We start from the raw sequence: 17,804 nt of genomic DNA on the forward strand, positions 1-17,804 counted from the left end.
CGGGCGTCCGGTACGGACACCCGCCCCCGATCACTGACTGCCTTACGGAGTGACCTTCTCGATCACGACGCTACCGGCGCCCGCGACGGTGCCGCGGCCGTTCAGCAGCTGTACCTCGCCGAAGAACTGACGTCCCTCGGGAGCCGCGCCACCCACCAGAATCTCGGCGCTGACCTGCGCCGACGCTCCGTTGGCGAGCTTGACCGGCTTCGCCGAGTCGACCTTGACCGAGCCGAGGGAAGCCGCGAAGTACACATCGCGGTAGTTGTACTCGGTGGTCCCGGCCGGGACGGCGTAACCGTCGACGACGATGGTGTAGGTGCCGGCGGCCGGCTTGAGCAGGCTCACCGCCTCCTCCGAGTCGCCGTCCGCGGACTGGCCGACCTGCACACCGTTCAGCCGGACCGTCAGGTCCAGGTCGGCGCCGGTGTCGGAGACCCCGCCGATGGCGACGTCGAGACGCTCGACGCCCTCACCGATGGTGACCGTCGACTCCTGCGACTCACCGTTCTTGATGGACGGGCGGGCGACCTTCGCCGAGCCCAGCGAACCGCCCGCGAGCTTGCCGTCGATCGCGGCGAAGCCGTTGGTGACCTTCCATTCGACGGCGGCCGGCGTGCCGACCTTCGCCTCGGGGAGCGTCTTGACGGCCGGGTCGAAGGAGGCGCCCAGCAGGCTCACGTCCAGCTTGTACGGGTTGTCGAGCAGCGGAGACGTACGCCGCGACTCGACCTCGATCTCCCAGACGCCCGGCGTCGGCTCGGCGTACGAGCGCAAGTCCGGACGGCAGGTGTTCGCCGGATTGTTGTAGTTCGGGTAGCAGAAGATCGTCGAGCTGTCCTCGACACCCACGCCGTACGGGTGGATGCCGATGAACCGGGTCTGGCTGTTGGCGGCCAGACCGCCGAGGGCGACCTCGAGGTTCTTGGCGCCCTCGGGCACCGTGATGAAGTACGACTTGTGGCTGTTGCGCTGCACCGAGCCGGACGCCGAGAAGGTGTACGCGGGCTTCGCGAGCTCCTTGGAGACGACTACGGTCGCCATGATCTGCTTGTCCACGCCCTCGGTACGCGGGTCGTCCGCCTCCAGGATCGCGCTGTGCAGGCCGGCCGTCCGGGGCCTGGCCTCGACCTTGACGGTGACCGGGGTGTTCAGCGGCAGCGTGACCGCGCCGCTGCCGGGCAGGTCGAAGGTGCCGTCGTTGTACTTCCAGTCCAGCTCGTGCCGCACGGGGCGGTCCGGTCCTGTCGTCCGCGTGATGACGACGTCGTAGGACTTCTTCTGCCCGGTCTTCAGACCGCCCTCGCGGTCGTAGAGGCCGGTGCCGAAGCCGGGGGTCTTCAGCGCGAAGTCGATCGCGGTGTCGACCGGGGCCTTGACGCTGTAGTCGTGGGCGGTGGCACCGTCCTCGATGGCGTCCCAGGCGTCCACGATGTTGATCAGGCCGGAGCCCTGCTCGTGCGCCTGCACTCCGGGGATGCGGTGCGCGGTGCTGGTCAGCGCCGTGCGCAGCTTCGCCGGGGTCAGCTCGATGTGACGCTGCTTGGCGGCCGAGAGCAGCAGTGCGCTCGCGCCGGCGGCCTGCGGCGAGGACATCGAGGTGCCCTGCAGCATGGAGTAGCCGGCCGGGAGCTCGTAGCCCGCCTCCTTGACCGGGCCGCCGGGCAGCCAGGTCTGGGTGGTGTTGATGGAGGCACCGGGCGCGGTGATGATCGGGGCGAAGCCGCCGTCCTCACGCGGTCCACGGGAGGAGAAGGGGAGCATGGCGTACTTCTTGGTCACCGCGGAGCCGTAGTTGGCTGCCCAGGTCTCCTTGGAGATGGCGGCGCCGACGGAGATGACCTTGTCGGCGAGGCCGGGGTCGCCGATGGTGTTGGTGCCCGGACCCTCGTTGCCGGCCGAGATGACCAGCTGGACGCCGTAGGTGTCGATGAGGCGGGTGTAGAGCTCGGCGCGGGCGTTGTTGCCGTCGTTCAGCGCGGGCAGACCGCCGATGGACATGTTGACGATGTCCACGCCGCGGTTGATGACCAGGTCGGCCATGCCCTCGGTGAGCGCGACGTTGGTGCAGCCGCCGCTCCAGGTGCAGGCGCGCGAGGAGACCAGCTTGGCGCCGGGGGCGGCGCCGTTCATCCGGCCGCCGAAGAGGCTGTTGGCGGCGGTGATGCCGGCGACGTGCGTGCCGTGCTCGGACTCGATGACGCCGATGTTGACGTAGTCGGCCTTGGCGCCCGCGGCGTTGTAGACGACGTCCTTGCGGACCTCGATGACGAACGGAATGCGCTCGACGACCTCGGTGGCCGGGTTGTCGGTGCCGAAGTAGCCGATCTGGAAGCCGTTCTTGTACGGCTTCATCACGGTGTCGTTGGCGAAGTTGCCGTCGTTGTCGAGGTCGACCCGGGCGGTGCGGGTGCCCGCGTCGTACAGCACGCCCCAGACGTCGGTGGTGTCGCCGTCCCGGTTGAGGTCACCGGCCATGTCGCCGCCCTTGGTGGCGGCCTCGGCGAAGAGGTCGAACTTGTACGCGCCCGCCGGGGCGGAGTACGTAAGGCCGTTGACGGTGAACGTCGGGCCGCTGACATCGAGCGACATCTGGCGCCAGGTGGCGTCGCCGTCCGCCACCGGGTCGGTCGCCGTGACCCAGTCGACGATCTTGCGCTCGCCGGTGGTGGTCTTCTGCAGCGCCGGGTGGCCGAGGTCGACGCCGGAGTCGAGGATGCCGATGGTCACACCGCGGCCGTCGGCCTTGGGGTGCTCCTTGACGAAGTCGACAGCGCCGGTCTCGAAGGACGGGTTGTACGGGTTCTTCGCCGGGGTGCCCTTGCCGGGCGCCGGGTACGGCGTCGTCTGCGCGGCCGCGGTACCCGCGGTCTTGGCGGAGTCGGCTGCCGGGGTCGGGTCGTCCAGCTTGACCTCGTGCTTGAGGTCGATGCCGTGGACGCTGGAGAGCTTGGCGGCCGCCTTGAGCGCGGCCTCCGCCCTGCCGGTGGGGAGGGTGGCCCGCACATAGCCGAGCTGGTCGTACGTCTTGCCGACCACGGCACCCTCGACCGCGTCGAGCTGCCCGGCGACCTGCTCGGTCGCGCCGGGCGCGGTGGCGACCATGACGGTCACGCTCTTCTCACCCTTGGCCTCGGCCTGGGCGAGGAGTTCCTCGTCGGCCGAGCCGAGCTTGTCGGACGAGGCCGCCTTGACGCCGGCGGAAGTGCCCGGGTCGTCGGCGGGCGCGGCCGAGAAAGCGGGTACGGCGCCTGCTGCTACCAGTGCGGCCACGATCGATGCGGCGGCCGCGATGCGGGCCGCGCGTCTGTGACCTGGTACGGAGCGCCCGGAAAGAGGGCTCTGGGATTGGGGGGTCATCAGCATCCCTGCTTGTGAAAGGTAAGGGTCCGGAATTCGGTGCCGGATGACCGCTCAGCCTTGCGTAAGTGACAGGGGTTTGTGGAGAGTTGTCAGAGGCATGATGTGGTCATGGCGGAAACCCGCCACTGCGGACGGTACGCCATGAGGGGCAAAGGGGAGATTCAGTCCCCGCGTCCGAGCGCGTGGTGTCGCGAGGCCTTCGCCCGGTTGCCGCACACGGCCATGGAGCACCGGCGCCGCCGGGACCCGACTCCACTGAAATGGGGATCTTGGGCGTACGTCTACCCTCACCGCATGAACAAGCAGTTGCGGAACAGGGAGTTGAGGGTTGCGGCATACGCCGTGTGCGTACGGGAGGAACAGATCCTGCTCGCCCGCTGGGTGGCCCGCGACGGCGCCAAGAAGTGGACGCTGCCCGGAGGCGGCATGGACCACGGGGAGGACCCGCTCGACACCGTCGTCCGCGAGGTCGAAGAAGAGACGGGCTACGCGTCGGAGATGACCGCACTGCTCGGCCTGGACACCATCCGCCGCCAGTACCCCCGCAGACTCGGTGCGTTCGCCGACTTCCAGGGGCTGCGCATCGTGTACGAGGGGAGGGTCACCGGCGGCGAGCTGCGCCATGAGACGGACGGGTCGACGGACCTTGCAGCCTGGCATCCGCTCGCCTCGGTGACCGGTCTGGAGCGGGTCGAACTGGTCGACATCGGCCTGGAACTGTGGCGCTCCAGGCCCCCGGTGGGCCGCGTCGTCCGCAATGGCCGATAGCCGCTCAACCCTGGCACTCCGGGCAACGCCGTACGCGCCGTCCGAGTCCTGTCCTTCGACCGCAGTCGGAGACAGGAGACCGGGATGGCAGGACGTTCAGTACGCACGGTTCGGACGGCGTTGACAGGAGCGGTGGCGGTGGCAACCCTGGCCACCGGCGCGCTGGTGAGCCCCGCAGCCGCGGACAGCGGAACGGCAGGGAGCGGCAACCACCGCGCCACGCAGCGGGCGATCGAGGCCGCCGTCCGCGACGGGGTGCCCGGAGTCCTCGCCCAGGCGCGCGACCGCGACGGCACATGGAACGGCACGGCCGGCGTCGCGAACCTGAGGACCGGGCGCGAACGCCTGCCGCAGGACCGCTACCGCGTCGGGTCCATCACCAAGACCTTCGTCGCCACCGTCGTGCTCCAGCTGGAGGCGGAAGGCAGACTGAGCCTGGACGACACGGTGGACCACTGGCTGCCCGGCGTGGTGCGCGGCAACGGCCACGACGGTCGCCGGATCACCCTGAGGCAGCTCCTCAACCACACCAGCGGGATCTACAACTACACCGACGACCAGGGCTTCCTGGAGAAGGTCTTCGGTGACGGCTTCTTCCAGCACCGCTACGACACCTGGACCCCGCGTCGGCTGGTCGGCCTCGCGATGGGGCACAAGCCCTATTTCGCGCCCGGCGCGAGCTGGCACTACTCCAACACCAACTTCATCCTCGCCGGGATGGTCGTCGAGAAGGCGACGGGACGTGCGTACGGCGCCGAGATCGAGCGCCGGATCCTGCGCCCGCTCTCGCTGCGCGCCACCTCCCTCCCGGGAACCGACGCCCGGATGCCGCGCCCCAGCGGCCGGGCCTACTCGAAACTGTCCGAGGACCCCAAGGCGAAGATCCACGATGTGACCGAACTGAACCCGTCGGCCGCGGGTTCGGCCGGCGAGATGGTCTCCGACTCCGCCGATCTGCAGCGCTTCTACCGGGCGCTGCTGAAGGGCGATTTGCTGCCGCGCAAGCAGCTGCGGGAGATGACCGCCACCGTCGCGATGGACCCGAAGGATCAGGACAAGCGCTACGGCCTCGGCCTGATGCAGATCAAGACGAGCTGCGGCAAGGACGTCTGGGGCCACGGAGGCGGGATCCACGGGTCGTCGTCCGAGGCGCTCACCACGCGGGACGGGAGCCATTCGCTGGCGATGAACTTCAACGGCGACTGGTCGGGGGACAGCTGGGCTGTCGTGGAGGCGGAGTTCTGCGGCTGACCTAGGGGGTGTCCGACGGATCAGGCTGGGCTCGCCCGCCGCGCACCCCCTAGCGCGGGAGCACCACGACATAGGCGGCCGGGTCGCGGTCCGCCGCCGCCATCAGGGCGGTGCGGACCACGGTCGCCTGTTGCTCCGGCGCATCCCGCAGCTTGCGCGGCGTGATGTACACGACGGTGATGCCGAGCCGCTCCAGATGCTCGCGCTTACGGGCGTACTCCGACCAGAGCGCGTCCTCGTCGTGGCGGGGCGCACGGGTGTCCAGCTCGACGGCGACGGCCTGTTCGGGCCAGTAGGCGTCGAGGCCGCCGAGGTGCGGGCCGCCGGGGAGGCGCAGGTCCACGTTCCACACGGGGACGGGCAGGCCGTGCTCGCGTACCAGGTCGTACAGCCGGTCCTCGGCCAGCGCCCGGCCCTCGGCGAGCAGCCAGTCGACGGCGTCGACGACATGGGGGCGGTTGAGCAGCCGCGCCCGGTTCAGCTCCTTGACGACCGCGGCGGGTTCGCAGTGCCCGCCGCGGACGGCCTCGGTGAGCAGCTGCCGTACGACATGGGCATCCGTGAGCTCCGCCACGGCGTCAGCGAGGGCACGCGGCACGGGCGCGACGGGCACGCCGGTGATCTCCTGCGGTCCCGGCAGCTCGTGCGAGCGCACGAGCCTGGCGCAACCGGTCGACCGCAGCCGCCGGGTGCGGGGCACGAGGACGTCGATCCGTTCGAGGGAGAGGAGCGGCGGGGCGGAGGAGAACTGATGCAGGGCAAGGGCGGCGAGCCCGGTGACCATGGCCTCCCCGTAGCGGGGCGCGGCGCTCCGGGGCTCGCCCTGCGCGGGAATCACCGGGCGCCCGGCGTACAGGAGCGCGCCGTGCAGCCGCTCCTCGCTCGTCGGCGGGCCGGGGTGCAGCAGAAACACCCCGGGCAGCAGCAACTGCCAGGGTCCACCGGGCCGGCACTGCGCGGTGGTCCGCGCGGCGGACACTCCGTGCGCCCGCAGCTGCACGGCGGAGAGGACGCGGCGCTGGACGTCGGAGAGGTGGGAGAGGGGGAGGGGGGAGAGCGGGGTGTTGTGGTTCATGCGACGGGGATGCCCGCGGGGGGTCGGGGAGCTAACCGCTGTTACAGGCTCGTCGACATTTCGGGACAACCTCGTCCTAAAGTACGGGCGTTCGACTGCCGATCAGACGCAGCGGCACATTCAGCCCCTCCGGCGTTTGAGGAGCGGGGTCCGGGGCGGAGCCCCGGTTACGGGAAGGGGCGGGGTGGGGTGAAGCCCGCCGCAGGCGCACCCCACCCGACGTCAGCCCGACGCCCCCGCATCGCACGCCTGCGCCCGCAGCCCCCTCGCCAGGTCGTCCCGCGACTCCCGCACCAGCCGCCTCAGCGCCGGCGCCGCCCCCTCGTGCGCCGCAAGCCACGCGTCCGTCGCCGCCAGCGTCGCCTCGCTGTCCTGCAGGCCCGGGAACAGGCCCTTCACCACGTCCATGCCGATCTGGATCGACCGCTCCTCCCACACGCGCTCGATCGCCTCGAAGTACTTCGGCACGTACGGCGACAGCAGCTCCCGCTGCCCCGCCTGCGCGAAGCCGGAAATCGTCGCCTCCACCAGTGCGTTGGACAGCGAGTCGGACTCGACGACCTGCGCCCACGCCTGGTCCTTGACCGCCGCCGACGGGCGCGCCGCCAGGCAGCGGACCTGGTGGCGCTTGCCCGAGGCGGTGTCGTCGCGGGCGAGTTCCGCCGCGATGAAGGTCTCGTCCGCCACCCCGTGCGAGGCCAGCGGCTCCACGAAAGCCCACCGCAGTTCCTGGTCAACGTCCAGGCCGTCGATCTTCGCCGAACCCTCCAACAGGCCCCGCAGCAGCTGCAGATCCGCCGCCGACGTCGCGGTAGTGGCGAAGAACCGCGCCCACGTCAGCTGGTGCTGGCTGCCCGGCTCGGACTGCCGCAGCTCCCGCAGCGCGCCCTCCGCGAGCAGCCGTGCGCCCTGCTCGCGCCAGCCGGGCGCCGCGTAGTGGTGCAGCGCCGAGCGGACCCACATGTGCAGCATCTGCAGCACGCCGATGTCCGACTCGCGTCCCGCGAACCGCAGCACCAGGTCGATGAAGTCCCGCGTGGGCATCAGCGCGTCCCGCGTCAGATTCCACAGCGCCGACCAGCACAGCGCCCGCGCCAGCGGGTCCGTGATGTCGCCCAGGTGGCTGCGCAGCGTCGCCAGGGAGCCCTCGTCGAAGCGGATCTTGCAGTACGTCAGGTCCTCGTCGTTGACCAGGATCAGTTCGGGCCGCTCGGCGCCAGCGAGCGCGTCCACGACCGTCCGGGGCCCGGTGACGTCCACCTCGGCGCGGGCGTAGCGCACCAGCGCACCCGCCTCGCCGCGGTAGAGACCGACCGCCGCCCGGTGCGGCCTCAGCTCGTCGCCGTCCTGCGCAACCGCGAGCTCGGTGATCCGGTCGCCCGCGTCGTACGTCACCACAGGGGTCAGCGAGTTGACGCCCGCCGTCTCCAGCCAGGACCGCGACCATGTCGCCATGTCCCGCCCGGACGTCTCTTCGAGCACCGCCAGCAGGTCGGCGAGGCGCGTGTTCCCGTACGCGTGCCGCTTGAAGTAGCGTCGCGCGCCCTCCAGGAAAGCGTCCTGGCCGACGTACGCGACGAGCTGCTTCAGTACGGACGCGCCCTTCGCGTACGTGATCCCGTCGAAGTTCAGCTTGGCGTCCTCCAGGTCACGGATGTCGGCCGTGATCGGATGGGTCGACGGCAGCTGGTCCGCCCGGTACGCCCACGACTTGCGGTTGTTGGCGAAGGTGATCCAGCCGTTGGTGAAGCGGGTCGCCCCCACCATCGAGAAGCTGCCCATGAAGTCCGCGAAGGACTCCTTCAGCCACAGGTCGTCCCACCACACCATGGTGACCAGATCGCCGAACCACATGTGCGCCATCTCATGCAGGATGACGTTCGCCCGGCGCTCGTACGACGCCTGCGTCACCTTCCCCCGGAAGATGAACTCCTCGCGGAAGGTCACACAGCCCGGGTTCTCCATCGCCCCGATGTTGTACTCCGGCACGAACGCCTGGTCGTACTTCCCGAAGGGGTACGGATAGTCGAAGTGGTCGTGGAAGAAGTCCAGCCCCTGCCGCGTCACCAGGAAGATGTCGTCGGCGTCGAAGTGCCTGGCGAGTCCCTTGCGGCACATCGCGCCGAGCGGGATCTCCAGCGTCGTCCCGTCGTCGAAGGTGCGCGTGTAGACGTCGGTCTCGTAGTGGTACGGACCGGCCACGACCGCTGTGATGTACGAGGAGATCGGCTTCGTCTCGGCGAAGCGCCACACGCCGTCCTCGTCCCGCGCGCCCTCGCCGTTGCTCCAGACGGTCCAGCCCTCCGGCGCGGTCACCTCGAAGCGGAACGGCGCCTTGAGGTCCGGCTGCTCGAAAGTGGCGAAGACACGGCGGGCGTCGGCCGGCTCGTACTGCGTGTAGAGATAGACCTCGCCGTCCTCCGGGTCGACGAAGCGGTGCAGTCCCTCGCCGGTACGGCTGTACGCGCACTGCGCGTCCACGACCAGTACGTTCTCCGCGGCCAGAGAGTCGAGCGCGATCCGCGAGCCGTCGAAGACGGCGGCCGCGTCCAGCTTCTCGCCGTTCAGCGTGACGGCCGTCACGGCGGGCGCCAGCAGATCCGCGAAGGTCGATGCGCCCGGCTCGCCGCAGCGGAAGCGGATCGTCGTCACCGAACGGAAGGTGCGTGGCCCGGAGCCCTCCGGGGTCTCCCCGACCGCGGAACGCAGATCGAGGGCAACCTCGTACCCGTCGACGGACACCAGTTCGGCCCGTCGACGGGCCTCGTCGCGGGACAGATTCTCACCGGGCACGGGCACTCCTTCGTGTCTCGTTCGGACAGGACCGATCCTCCCATGCACACCTGAGCGGGGTACGTGCGGGAATCGTCCGGTGACCATCGGCGTTGCCGATGGGAGGCGTGCGTGACGCCATGACGAGGAGAGACATGTCCGAGAACGGTCAGACTGGCAAGACCCCCGTCGACTTCTGGTTCGACCCCCTCTGCCCCTGGGCGTGGATGACCTCGCGCTGGATGCTCGAAGTGGAGAAGGTCCGCGACGTCGAGGTCCGCTGGCATGTGATGAGCCTCGCCGTCCTGAACGAGCCCAAGCTCGACGAGCTCCCCGACAAGTACCGCGAGGCCATGAAGCAGGCATGGGGCCCGGTCCGGGTCGTCATCGCCGCGCAGCAGAAGCACGGCGACGAGGTGCTCGCGGACCTCTACACCGCGCTCGGCACCCGCTTCCACAACCGCGGCGAGGGCGCGACCCGCGAGGCCATAGCCGAGGCGCTGGAGGATGTGGGCCTCCCGGCCGAGCTGATCGAGTACGCCGACTCCGACGCGTACGACACCGAGCTGCGCGCCTCCCACAAGGAGGGCATCGACAAGGTCGGCCAGGACGTCGGCACCCCTGTCATCGCGGTCCCGGGCTCGGACGGCGAGCAGCTCGCGTTCTTCGGCCCGGTCGTCACGCCCGCCCCGAAGGGCGAGGAGGCGGCGAAGCTCTGGGACGGCACGCTGATGGTCGCGTCGATCCCCGGCTTCTACGAGATCAAGCGCACGCGGACGCAGGGCCCGATCTTCGACTGACCTCTCCCCTCGGTCTTTGCTCCTGGAAGGACCCCCGCGAGTCAGGTCCTCGCGGGGGTCCTTCGTCATACCGCCCGCACGTGAAGGCTGAGAAGACGATCACGGGCAGGACGCTTCAGGTTCCCCTGCTCACGGGGTGATGAGTGGGGTGCGTTCCTTGGCCCGGTCGTAACGCCTCGCCACGTCCTGCCAGTTGACGACCTGCCACATCGCCTCGATGAAGTCCACCTTCTGGTTCTTGTACTGAAGGTAGAACGCGTGCTCCCAGGCGTCGAAGACCAGGATCGGGACCGAGCCCTGGCCGACGTTGCCCTGGTGGTCGTAGACCTGCTCGACGATGAGACGCCCGCTGACCGGCTCGTACGCGAGAACGCCCCAGCCCGAACCCTGTGTGGTCGCGGAGGCCTTGGTCAGCTGGGACCTGAACTTGGCGAAGGATCCGAAGGACTCGGCGATCGAGTCCGCGAGCTCGCCGACGCCGTCCGCGGCCAGCGGCTCGCCGCCGCCGTCGCCGGTCATGTTGTGCCAGTAGATCGAGTGCAGTATGTGGCCGGAGAGATGGAACGCGAGGTTCTTCTCCAGCCCGTTGATCGTCCCCCAGGCCTCCTTGTCGCGGGCCTCTTCGAGCTGCTCCAGGGTGTCGTTGGCACCCTTGACGTAGGCGGCGTGGTGCTTGTCGTGGTGGAGCTCGATGATCTGCGGATTGATGACCGGTTCGAGCGCCGCGTAGTCATAAGGAAGTTCAGGAAGTGTGTAAACGGCCATGTCTGTCCGGTCCCTCCGACTGCTTATTGCACATCATATGCAAGTGCACGCTAGCAGCAAGAGGGTCGGGTCATGATCAGGCGCCGGCCCTGGGGAGTGTCTTCAAAGTAGCGTCGTCCGCCCGAAGGGCGGGCCCGGCGGCGTCTGGTGCGTGCGATCGCAAGGCGGAGGATGGAGCCCACGCGGAGCGTCGGCGACTGACGACAACGCAGCGAGCGTGCGTGCCGGGCGTCGCCAGGCAGACGGGACTTTGAAGACACGACCTAGGACTCCGAGTCCCCGGCCCACTGGTCCCTGGCGATCACGGCGAGGTCCGGGAAGTCGGTGACGACCGCGTCCACGCCGAGCCCGTAGTGCAGGGCGTACTCGGCGAACGCCTCACCGAAGTCGTTGGGGTTCGTCCCGCGGCGCAGCGCGGCGGGCAGGAACTGGTTCTCCGCGCGGAAGGTGTACGCGCCCACCTTCAGGCCCGCGGTGTGCGCGTCGGCCAGCAGCGCCGAGGGCGCGACGACCGAGGACTTGTCCGGGCCGATCCAGTGCGCGTACTCCGCGATCTCGCGCAGCCCGTCGGGCTTCATCATCTGGGCATACGTCGCGGTGTGGCCGTAGGGACCACCGGTGGTGCCGAGCGCCTGCCACAGCGGAAGCCGCAGCCGCGCGCCCGCGATCCGCAGCAGGCTGGACGGCTCGAAGGACTGGATGACGCACTCACGGGCGTCGAGCCGGTTCCGGCGGACGACGCGTACGAGCTGGGGCTCCAGCGGGAGGCCGATGGAGCGGAAGTACGTCGGGTGCTTGGTCTCCGGGAAGACGGCGACCCTTCGGCCGTACCGCTTGGAGAGCGCGCGGGCGAGATCGACGACCTCCTGGAAGGTCATGATCTGCTGGGTACCGTCGAAAACGGTGTTGCGGTTGCGGATCAGCGGCAGTCGCTCGACCGCCCGGAGGCTCTTCAGCTCGGCGAGCGTGAAGTCCTCGGTGAACCAGCCGGTCACCGCGCGCCCGTCGACCGTCTTCGTGGTGCGGCGCTCCGCGAACTCGGGATGCTTCGCGATGTCCGTCGTCTGTGAGATCTCGTTCTCGTGCCGGACGACCAGCACATGGTCCTTGGTGGGGACGAGGTCCGGCTCGATCCAGTCGGCACCCGCCTGGACGGCGAAGGTGTACGCCGCGGCCGTGTGCTCGGGCCGCCAGCCCGCGGAGCCGCGGTGGCCGATCACCAACGGGCGTGCGGGGTGCGGGTGTTGATGCTCCGCCGCGGCGGCGGGCAGCGCGGTCACGGCGGTGGTGGCGGTGGCGGCGCCTGCGGCGAGCAGGATCGAACGGCGTCTCGGCATCGCGGGCATGCGGGTCTCCTCATCGGATCCGGTCGTGGGGCGCGTTTGTTCATCACGCTTGCCACGCCGGATTGCGGTGAGGAGGCGGGGGAGTGTCCGTGTCATGTCCTGCGTGCGCGGTCCGCCCCGAACGCCGTACTCCCCCTACGCCCGCAGGGCGTAGGGGGAGTGTCGTCACACGCCGGACGGGCTGAATTGCGGCCCGCGGTGGGAGGAACTCAGCCCGCGGCCCCCACCCGCCGCGCCCGCACCTGGCGGACGTAGCCCACAGCCGCCAGAGCCACCGTCAGCCCACCTGTGTAGTACAGCTGCGTACGGGTGTCCGGCTCCCGTGCCATCAGGACGAAGATCGCGACCATGCCCGCGAGCGCGACCCACGTCAGCGCCGGGTAGAGCCACATCTTCACGACCAGCTTTGACGGGTCCTCGCGTTCGGTGCGTCGGCGCAGCACCAGCTGCGAGACCGCGATGAAGATCCATACGACCAGAATGATCGCGCCGATCATGTTGAGCAGCCACGTGAAGACGTCGTTGGGCCGCCAGTAGCTGAGCAGTACGCACAGGAACCCGAACACGGACGACACCAGCACCGCGGTGCGCGGCACCCCGCCGGAGGTACGGCCGAGCGCCCTCGGGCCCTGGCCGCGGGCAACCAGCGAGCAGGCCATGCGGGAGGCGCCGTAGACGTTGGCGTTCATCGCCGAGAGCAGGGCCACCAGCACGACCACGTTCATGATCTGACCGGCCGCGGGGATGCCCAGGTGGTCCAGCGTCGCAACGTACGGGCCCTTCTCGACGACCTTCGGGTCGCCCCACGGGACCAGCGTGACGATGACCGCCATCGAGCCGATGTAGAAGACCGCGATACGCCACATCGCCGTACGCACGGCCTTGGCGACGCCCTGGACCGGGTGCTCGGACTCGGCCGCGGCGATGGTGACCGTCTCCAGACCGCCGTACGCGAAGACGGAGGCGAGCAGTCCGACGACCAGACCCTCCGTGCCGTTCGGCAAGAAGCCGCCCTCGCCGGTGAGGTTGGCGGTGCCGGGCGCGTCCGTGCCGGGCAGGATGCCGAGGATCGCCAGCGCGCCGATGCCAAGGAAGAGGGCGATCGCGCCGACCTTGATCGCCGCGAACCAGAACTCGAACTCGCCGAAGTTCTTCACGGCAGCCAGGTTCGTGCCGCAGAACACCAGCATGAACAGCGCGACCCAGGCCCACTCGTGCGTGCCGGGAAGCCAGCCCGTCATGATCTTCGCCGCACCGATGCCTTCGAGGCCGACAGCAACACAGAGCAGGAACCAGAACGCCCAGCCCGCCGTGAATCCGGCCCAGGGGCCGATCGCCCGTTCGGCATGCACCGAGAAGGAGCCGGATGCCGGGTTCGCCGCCGACATCTCGCCGAGCATGCGCATCACGAGCATGACGAGAAGGCCGGAGACCGCATACGCGATGACGATCGACGGGCCGGCCGCGGCGATACCTGCGCCGGATCCGACGAAGAGTCCGGCTCCGATGACGCCGCCGAGGGCGATCATCGAGAGATGGCGTTGTTTGAGTCCGTGCGAGAGCGGGGCGTCGGCCTGCTGGTCGACGGGCGCGGGCGCGGAGGTCCGAGACATGGGCATGCCCTGTTCAGTAGCTGAGACGGGGAGGGCCCACAGTCTGGTTGCGTGTACCGCTTACACGGAACGGATGTCCGCTATACGGGCACGATGCTTACACCTGGTGAACACATCCTCACGCCCACCTGCTCCTTGCCCTCCTCGTTCATTTGGCAAGATCCCACAGTGTCCCCAACAACGGCCCCTCCGCGCAAAACGGGCCGACCATGCTCCGACCTCAGTGACGAGCATCACGCCAACTCGCGCATGTCGCGCCGCCTTTGTGTGATCCCCACCAATCAGCGCGGTGGGCCTTTGTCGTCGGCCGACCGTGATCAGCACATTCCCCGTGGGCTAGCGTCGCCGTGTCCCCCAACCCGTCCTCGCCTCAGCGGAGTCCCGATGAGTACTGCTTCCGTCACGTCCCGCCCCGGAGTGGTCCTCGCCGACCTGCTGCCCGCATCCCGTGCGAAGGACATCGCGCTCGTAATCGGCGGCGCCGCGCTCACCGGCATCGCGGCCCAGATCGCCGTCCCGGTCCCCGGCTCACCGGTCCCGGTCTCCGGCCAGACCTTCGCGGCCCTCCTCGTCGGCACCGCGCTCGGCGCCCGCCGCGGCTTTCTCTCCCTCGCGCTGTACGCGGTGGCGGGCATGGCGGGCACGCCCTGGTTCGCGCAGGCCGCGTCGGGCTACGGGATGCCGTCCTTCGGCTACATCCTCGGAATGATGGTCGCGGCCACGGTCGTCGGCGCCCTCGCGCGCCGCGGCGCCGACCGCTCGGTGCTGCGCACCGCGGCCGCGATGGCGGTCGGCTCCCTGATCATCTACGCGGTCGGTGTCCCGTATCTCGCGCTGGCCACCGGCATGACGCTGTCGCAGGCCGTCGCCGCCGGTCTGACGCCGTTCCTGATCGGCGACGCGCTGAAGGCGGCGCTGGCGATGGGTGCACTGCCCGCGGCCTGGAAGCTCGTCGGCCGCCGCGGCTGACGCCGGCGGTCCTTGCTCTTACGGCGCAGGGGCCCGCGGCCACCGACGGCCGCGGGCCCCTGAGCGCCTTACAGGACGCCGCCCTGACCACTCACGAAGACGTGACCGAGTCCTTCACACCGCTCTGATCGGCATCGGCAGCCGCACCGGCATCGGCAGCCGCGCCGCCCTTGCCCAGCATCTGCCGCACCACCGCGACGCCCACCACGAGCACCGCCACCAGCAGCGACAGCAGCACCTGCTCCCGCGCGTCGCCACCGTCGTAGACCATGTAGCCGAGCACGAAAACGATCATGCCGATCGTCAGCCACGTCAGATACGGGAAGAGCCACATCCGCACGATCAGCTTCTCCGGCGACTCGCGCAGGATGATCCCGCGCATCCGCAGCTGCGTGACGCAGATGACCAGCCACACGAACAGCGCGACCGCACCGGACGCGTTCAGCAGGAACGCGAAGACCGTGTCGGGCCACTTGTAGTTGAAGAAGACGGCGAGGAAGCCGAAGACGACAGAGCCGAGGATCGCCGCCTGCGGCACGCCCCGCGAGTTCGTACGGCCGAAGGCCTTCGGTGCGTCGCCGCGCCGTCCGAGCGAGAACGCCATGCGGGAGGCCGTGTACAGGCCGGAGTTGAGGCACGACAGCACGGCCGTCAGCACGATCACGTTCATGATCTGCCCGGCGTGCGCGATCCCGATCGAGTCCAGGGACGCGACGTACGAGCCCTTGGCGAGGATCGACTCGTCGTTCCACGGCAGCAGCGTCAGCACCACGAAGATCGAGCCCAGGTAGAAGACGCCGATCCGCCAGATCACGCTGTTCGTCGCCTTGGTGACCGCGCGCTGCGGGTCCTCGGACTCGCCCGCCGCCAGGGTCACGATCTCACTGCCCATGAAGGAGAAGACGACCATCAGCACGCCGGTGAGAATCGCGCCCGCGCCGTTCGGCATGAACCCGCCGGCGTCCGTCAGGTGCGCGAAGCCCGCGCCCGGGTTGTCGGAGCCCGGCAGCACGCCGAAGACGGCCAGCAGGCCGATCACTATGAACGCGCCGATCGCCACGACCTTGATGCCCGCGAACCAGAACTCGAACTCGCCGTACGAGGACACGGACACGAGGTTCGTCGCCGTCAGCACGACCATCACGATCAGCGCCCAGCCCCACTGCGGGACCCCCGGTACCCATCCTTCGAGGATGTCCGCGCCGGCCGTCGCCTCGACCGCCAGCACGACGACCCAGAAGAACCAGTAGAGCCAGCCGATGGAGAACCCGGCCCAGCGGCCGAGCGCCCGGTCCGCGTAGGCGGAGAACGAGCCGGAGGTCGGGTTGGCCGCCGCCATCTCGCCGAGCATCCGCATCACGAAGACGACCAGCGCACCCACGAGTGCGTACGAGAGGAGGATGGCTGGGCCCGCCGCGGCGATACCCGCCTTGGAGCCGACGAACAGGCCGGCGCCGATCACACCGCCGATGGCGATCATGGACAGATGCCGGTTCTTGAGTCCGGCCTGGAGACCACCGGAGGGCTGCGAGTTACCGGTCGTACCGGCCTTCTCGCCTTCCTTCATGAGGGTCTGCTGCGAGGTCATGGACGAATCCTTAGGTTTGAGTGCACTCGGGTCACGAGCCCCCGCATTCAAACGCGCGACTCCAGATGTGTGAAGTCCCGTCTCCGGATCGTTAGGTCCGGGCGATAGGCGGAAGCCCGCGGCCCCGACAGGGCCTGACCCCGGTCACCGCTACCCGGACACTCGCGTGCCACACTCGGATCATGCGCGTGTACCTCGGCTCCGACCATGCCGGCTTCGAACTCAAGAACCACCTCGTCGAGTGGCTCACGGCCCACGGCCACGAGCCCGTCGACTGCGGTCCCCACATCTACGACGCCCAGGACGACTACCCCCCGTTCTGCCTGCGTGCCGCCGAGAAGACGGCCGCGGACCCGGACAGCCTGGGCATCGTGATCGGCGGCTCCGGCAACGGCGAGCAGATCGCCGCCAACAAGGTCAAGGGAGTGCGCGCCGCACTCGCCTGGAGCGAGCAGACCGCAGCGCTTGGCCGTGAGCACAACAACGCGAACGTGATCTCCATCGGCGGCCGGATGCACACGCCGGAAGAGTCGGTGAAGTTCGTCGAGATCTTCCTCTCCACCCCGTACTCGGGTGAGGAGCGTCACACCCGCCGTATCGAGATGCTCTCGGCGTACGAGGAGACCGGCGAGCTTCCCCCGATCCCGGCCCACCACCCGCAGCAGGGCTGAGCGTGCCCGAGGGTCATACGATCCACCGACTGGCCGCCGACCACTTCGAGAGGTTCGGCGGCCGGCCTGTGCGGGCGACCAGCCCGCAGGGGAAGTTCTCCGACAGCGCGGCGCTGCTCGACGGCCAGGCTCTTGAGAGCACCGAGGCGCACGGCAAGCACCTCTTCCTCGGCTTCGGCCCGCTCGGCTGGGTCCATATCCATCTCGGCCTGTTCGGCAAGGTCGCCTTCGGCGACGCGCCCGCGCCGCCGCCGACCGACACCGTGCGGCTGCGGCTGGCCAATGCGACGGCCTATGTGGATCTGCGCGGGCCCACGGCCTGCGGGCTGATCGCGGACGGTGAGAAGGCGGCGATACACGAGCGTCTGGGCCCCGACCCGCTGCGCCCCGCCGACGATCCTGACCGCGCCTGGGCCCGTATCTCCCGCTCCCGAACCACCGTCGCCGCGCTGCTCATGGACCAGAAGATCATCGCGGGCGTGGGCAACGTCTACCGCGCCGAGGTCCTCTTCCGGCACGGCATCGACCCCTACCGCGCGGGCAAGGACCTCACCCACGACGAGTGGACCGCGATCTGGGCGGACCTCGTGGAGCTGATGCGCGAAGGAGTACGCAACAACCGCATCGACACCGTCCGCCCCGAGCACACCCCCGATGCGATGGGCCGCCCGCCGCGAGTCGACGACCACGGCGGCGAGGTCTACGTCTACCGCCGGGCACACCTGCCCTGCCATGTCTGCGGCGGAGAGATCCGCACCGCCGCTCTCGCCGCACGCAATCTTTTCTGGTGCCCGGGCTGCCAGATGGCCTGAGGTGCCGGCGC

The 17,804-nt window shown here is 69.5% G+C and carries 13 protein-coding genes and 1 pseudogene; 6 read left to right on the plus strand and 8 right to left on the minus strand.

The annotated features are described in order from the left end of the window. Positions 1 to 42: 42 nt before the first annotated feature. Together OOK40_RS03360 and OOK40_RS35400 are read right to left on the minus strand one after the other, a co-directional pair. Positions 43 to 3,366, minus strand: a complete 3,324-nt coding sequence (locus tag OOK40_RS03360; protein ID WP_266476334.1) for a S8 family serine peptidase — start codon at positions 3,364 to 3,366, stop codon at positions 43 to 45. A 158-nt stretch (positions 3,367 to 3,524) separates the two neighbouring features. Continuing rightward, positions 3,525 to 3,602: pseudogene (locus tag OOK40_RS35400) on the minus strand (CGNR zinc finger domain-containing protein); the annotation flags it as partial. Between the two features lie 55 nt (positions 3,603 to 3,657). On the opposite strand from OOK40_RS35400, the gene OOK40_RS03365 reads away from it, so the two are divergent. Continuing rightward, a complete protein-coding gene (locus OOK40_RS03365) occupies positions 3,658 to 4,131 on the plus strand; it encodes an NUDIX hydrolase (protein ID WP_266476336.1) in 474 nt (157 codons plus the stop codon). 84 nt (positions 4,132 to 4,215) lie between these two features. After that, on the plus strand, positions 4,216 to 5,382 hold the full coding sequence (locus OOK40_RS03370; RefSeq protein WP_266476338.1) for a serine hydrolase: 1,167 nt from the start codon (positions 4,216 to 4,218) through the stop codon (positions 5,380 to 5,382). A 49-nt stretch (positions 5,383 to 5,431) separates the two neighbouring features. On the opposite strand, the gene OOK40_RS03375 is transcribed toward OOK40_RS03370, so the two are convergent. Continuing rightward, on the minus strand, positions 5,432 to 6,457 hold the full coding sequence (locus OOK40_RS03375) for a hypothetical protein (RefSeq protein ID WP_266476340.1): 1,026 nt from the start codon (positions 6,455 to 6,457) through the stop codon (positions 5,432 to 5,434). A 222-nt stretch (positions 6,458 to 6,679) separates the two neighbouring features. Next, positions 6,680 to 9,250 (minus strand): aminopeptidase N, encoded by a 2,571-nt coding sequence (gene pepN / locus OOK40_RS03380; RefSeq protein WP_266476342.1) that lies wholly within the window; start codon positions 9,248 to 9,250, stop codon positions 6,680 to 6,682. 134 nt (positions 9,251 to 9,384) lie between these two features. Between pepN and OOK40_RS03385 the strand changes: the two genes are divergently transcribed. Next, complete coding sequence (locus OOK40_RS03385; RefSeq protein WP_266476344.1) at positions 9,385 to 10,029, plus strand: DsbA family protein; 645 nt, start codon at positions 9,385 to 9,387, stop codon at positions 10,027 to 10,029. A gap of 129 nt (positions 10,030 to 10,158) precedes the next feature. Here OOK40_RS03385 and OOK40_RS03390 read toward each other — a convergent pair whose 3' ends face one another. The 3 genes from OOK40_RS03390 to OOK40_RS03400 form a co-directional block, all read right to left on the minus strand. After that, the gene (locus OOK40_RS03390) at positions 10,159 to 10,794 is read right to left on the minus strand and encodes a superoxide dismutase (protein ID WP_266476346.1); all 636 of its coding nucleotides are present in this window, start codon (positions 10,792 to 10,794) and stop codon (positions 10,159 to 10,161) included. Between the two features lie 263 nt (positions 10,795 to 11,057). Beyond that, positions 11,058 to 12,140 (minus strand): glycerophosphodiester phosphodiesterase family protein, encoded by a 1,083-nt coding sequence (locus OOK40_RS03395; protein ID WP_266476347.1) that lies wholly within the window; start codon positions 12,138 to 12,140, stop codon positions 11,058 to 11,060. A gap of 209 nt (positions 12,141 to 12,349) precedes the next feature. Next, entirely contained in the window at positions 12,350 to 13,753 is a 1,404-nt protein-coding gene (locus OOK40_RS03400; protein ID WP_266478829.1) for an amino acid permease, read from the minus strand. 384 nt (positions 13,754 to 14,137) lie between these two features. Here OOK40_RS03400 and OOK40_RS03405 point away from each other — a divergent pair, with 384 nt between their 5' ends. Next, positions 14,138 to 14,722, plus strand: a complete 585-nt coding sequence (locus OOK40_RS03405; RefSeq protein ID WP_266476348.1) for a biotin transporter BioY — start codon at positions 14,138 to 14,140, stop codon at positions 14,720 to 14,722. Positions 14,723 to 14,813: 91 nt separating this feature from the next. Here the strand turns inward: OOK40_RS03405 and OOK40_RS03410 are convergent, their stop codons facing one another. Then, positions 14,814 to 16,310, minus strand: a complete 1,497-nt coding sequence (locus OOK40_RS03410) for an amino acid permease (protein WP_266476349.1) — start codon at positions 16,308 to 16,310, stop codon at positions 14,814 to 14,816. A 182-nt stretch (positions 16,311 to 16,492) separates the two neighbouring features. Between OOK40_RS03410 and OOK40_RS03415 the strand changes: the two genes are divergently transcribed. After that, a complete protein-coding gene (locus tag OOK40_RS03415; RefSeq protein WP_266476351.1) occupies positions 16,493 to 16,981 on the plus strand; it encodes a ribose-5-phosphate isomerase in 489 nt (162 codons plus the stop codon). Positions 16,982 to 16,983: 2 nt separating this feature from the next. After that, positions 16,984 to 17,793: an Fpg/Nei family DNA glycosylase gene (locus OOK40_RS03420; RefSeq protein ID WP_266476353.1), complete on the plus strand. Its 810-nt coding sequence runs from the start codon at positions 16,984 to 16,986 to the stop codon at positions 17,791 to 17,793. Positions 17,794 to 17,804: the final 11 nt, after the last annotated feature.

Origin of the sequence: Streptomyces sp. NBC_01481, assembly GCF_026339995.1 — a bacterium.
In the GTDB taxonomy this organism is placed as follows: Bacteria; Actinomycetota; Actinomycetes; order Streptomycetales; family Streptomycetaceae; genus Streptomyces.

Bases quoted from the DNA above. Each gene is read 5' to 3' on its own strand.
- OOK40_RS03360 (WP_266476334.1), bottom strand. From the start codon at position 3,366: ATGCTGATGACCCCCCAATCCCAGAGCCCTCTTTCCGGGCGCTCCGTA.
- OOK40_RS03365 (WP_266476336.1), top strand. From the start codon at position 3,658: ATGAACAAGCAGTTGCGGAACAGGGAGTTGAGGGTTGCGGCATACGCC.
- OOK40_RS03370 (WP_266476338.1), top strand. From the start codon at position 4,216: ATGGCAGGACGTTCAGTACGCACGGTTCGGACGGCGTTGACAGGAGCG.
- OOK40_RS03375 (WP_266476340.1), bottom strand. From the start codon at position 6,457: ATGAACCACAACACCCCGCTCTCCCCCCTCCCCCTCTCCCACCTCTCC.
- OOK40_RS03385 (WP_266476344.1), top strand. From the start codon at position 9,385: ATGTCCGAGAACGGTCAGACTGGCAAGACCCCCGTCGACTTCTGGTTC.
- OOK40_RS03390 (WP_266476346.1), bottom strand. From the start codon at position 10,794: ATGGCCGTTTACACACTTCCTGAACTTCCTTATGACTACGCGGCGCTC.
- OOK40_RS03395 (WP_266476347.1), bottom strand. From the start codon at position 12,140: ATGCCCGCGATGCCGAGACGCCGTTCGATCCTGCTCGCCGCAGGCGCC.
- OOK40_RS03400 (WP_266478829.1), bottom strand. From the start codon at position 13,753: ATGTCTCGGACCTCCGCGCCCGCGCCCGTCGACCAGCAGGCCGACGCC.
- OOK40_RS03405 (WP_266476348.1), top strand. From the start codon at position 14,138: ATGAGTACTGCTTCCGTCACGTCCCGCCCCGGAGTGGTCCTCGCCGAC.
- OOK40_RS03410 (WP_266476349.1), bottom strand. From the start codon at position 16,310: ATGACCTCGCAGCAGACCCTCATGAAGGAAGGCGAGAAGGCCGGTACG.
- OOK40_RS03415 (WP_266476351.1), top strand. From the start codon at position 16,493: ATGCGCGTGTACCTCGGCTCCGACCATGCCGGCTTCGAACTCAAGAAC.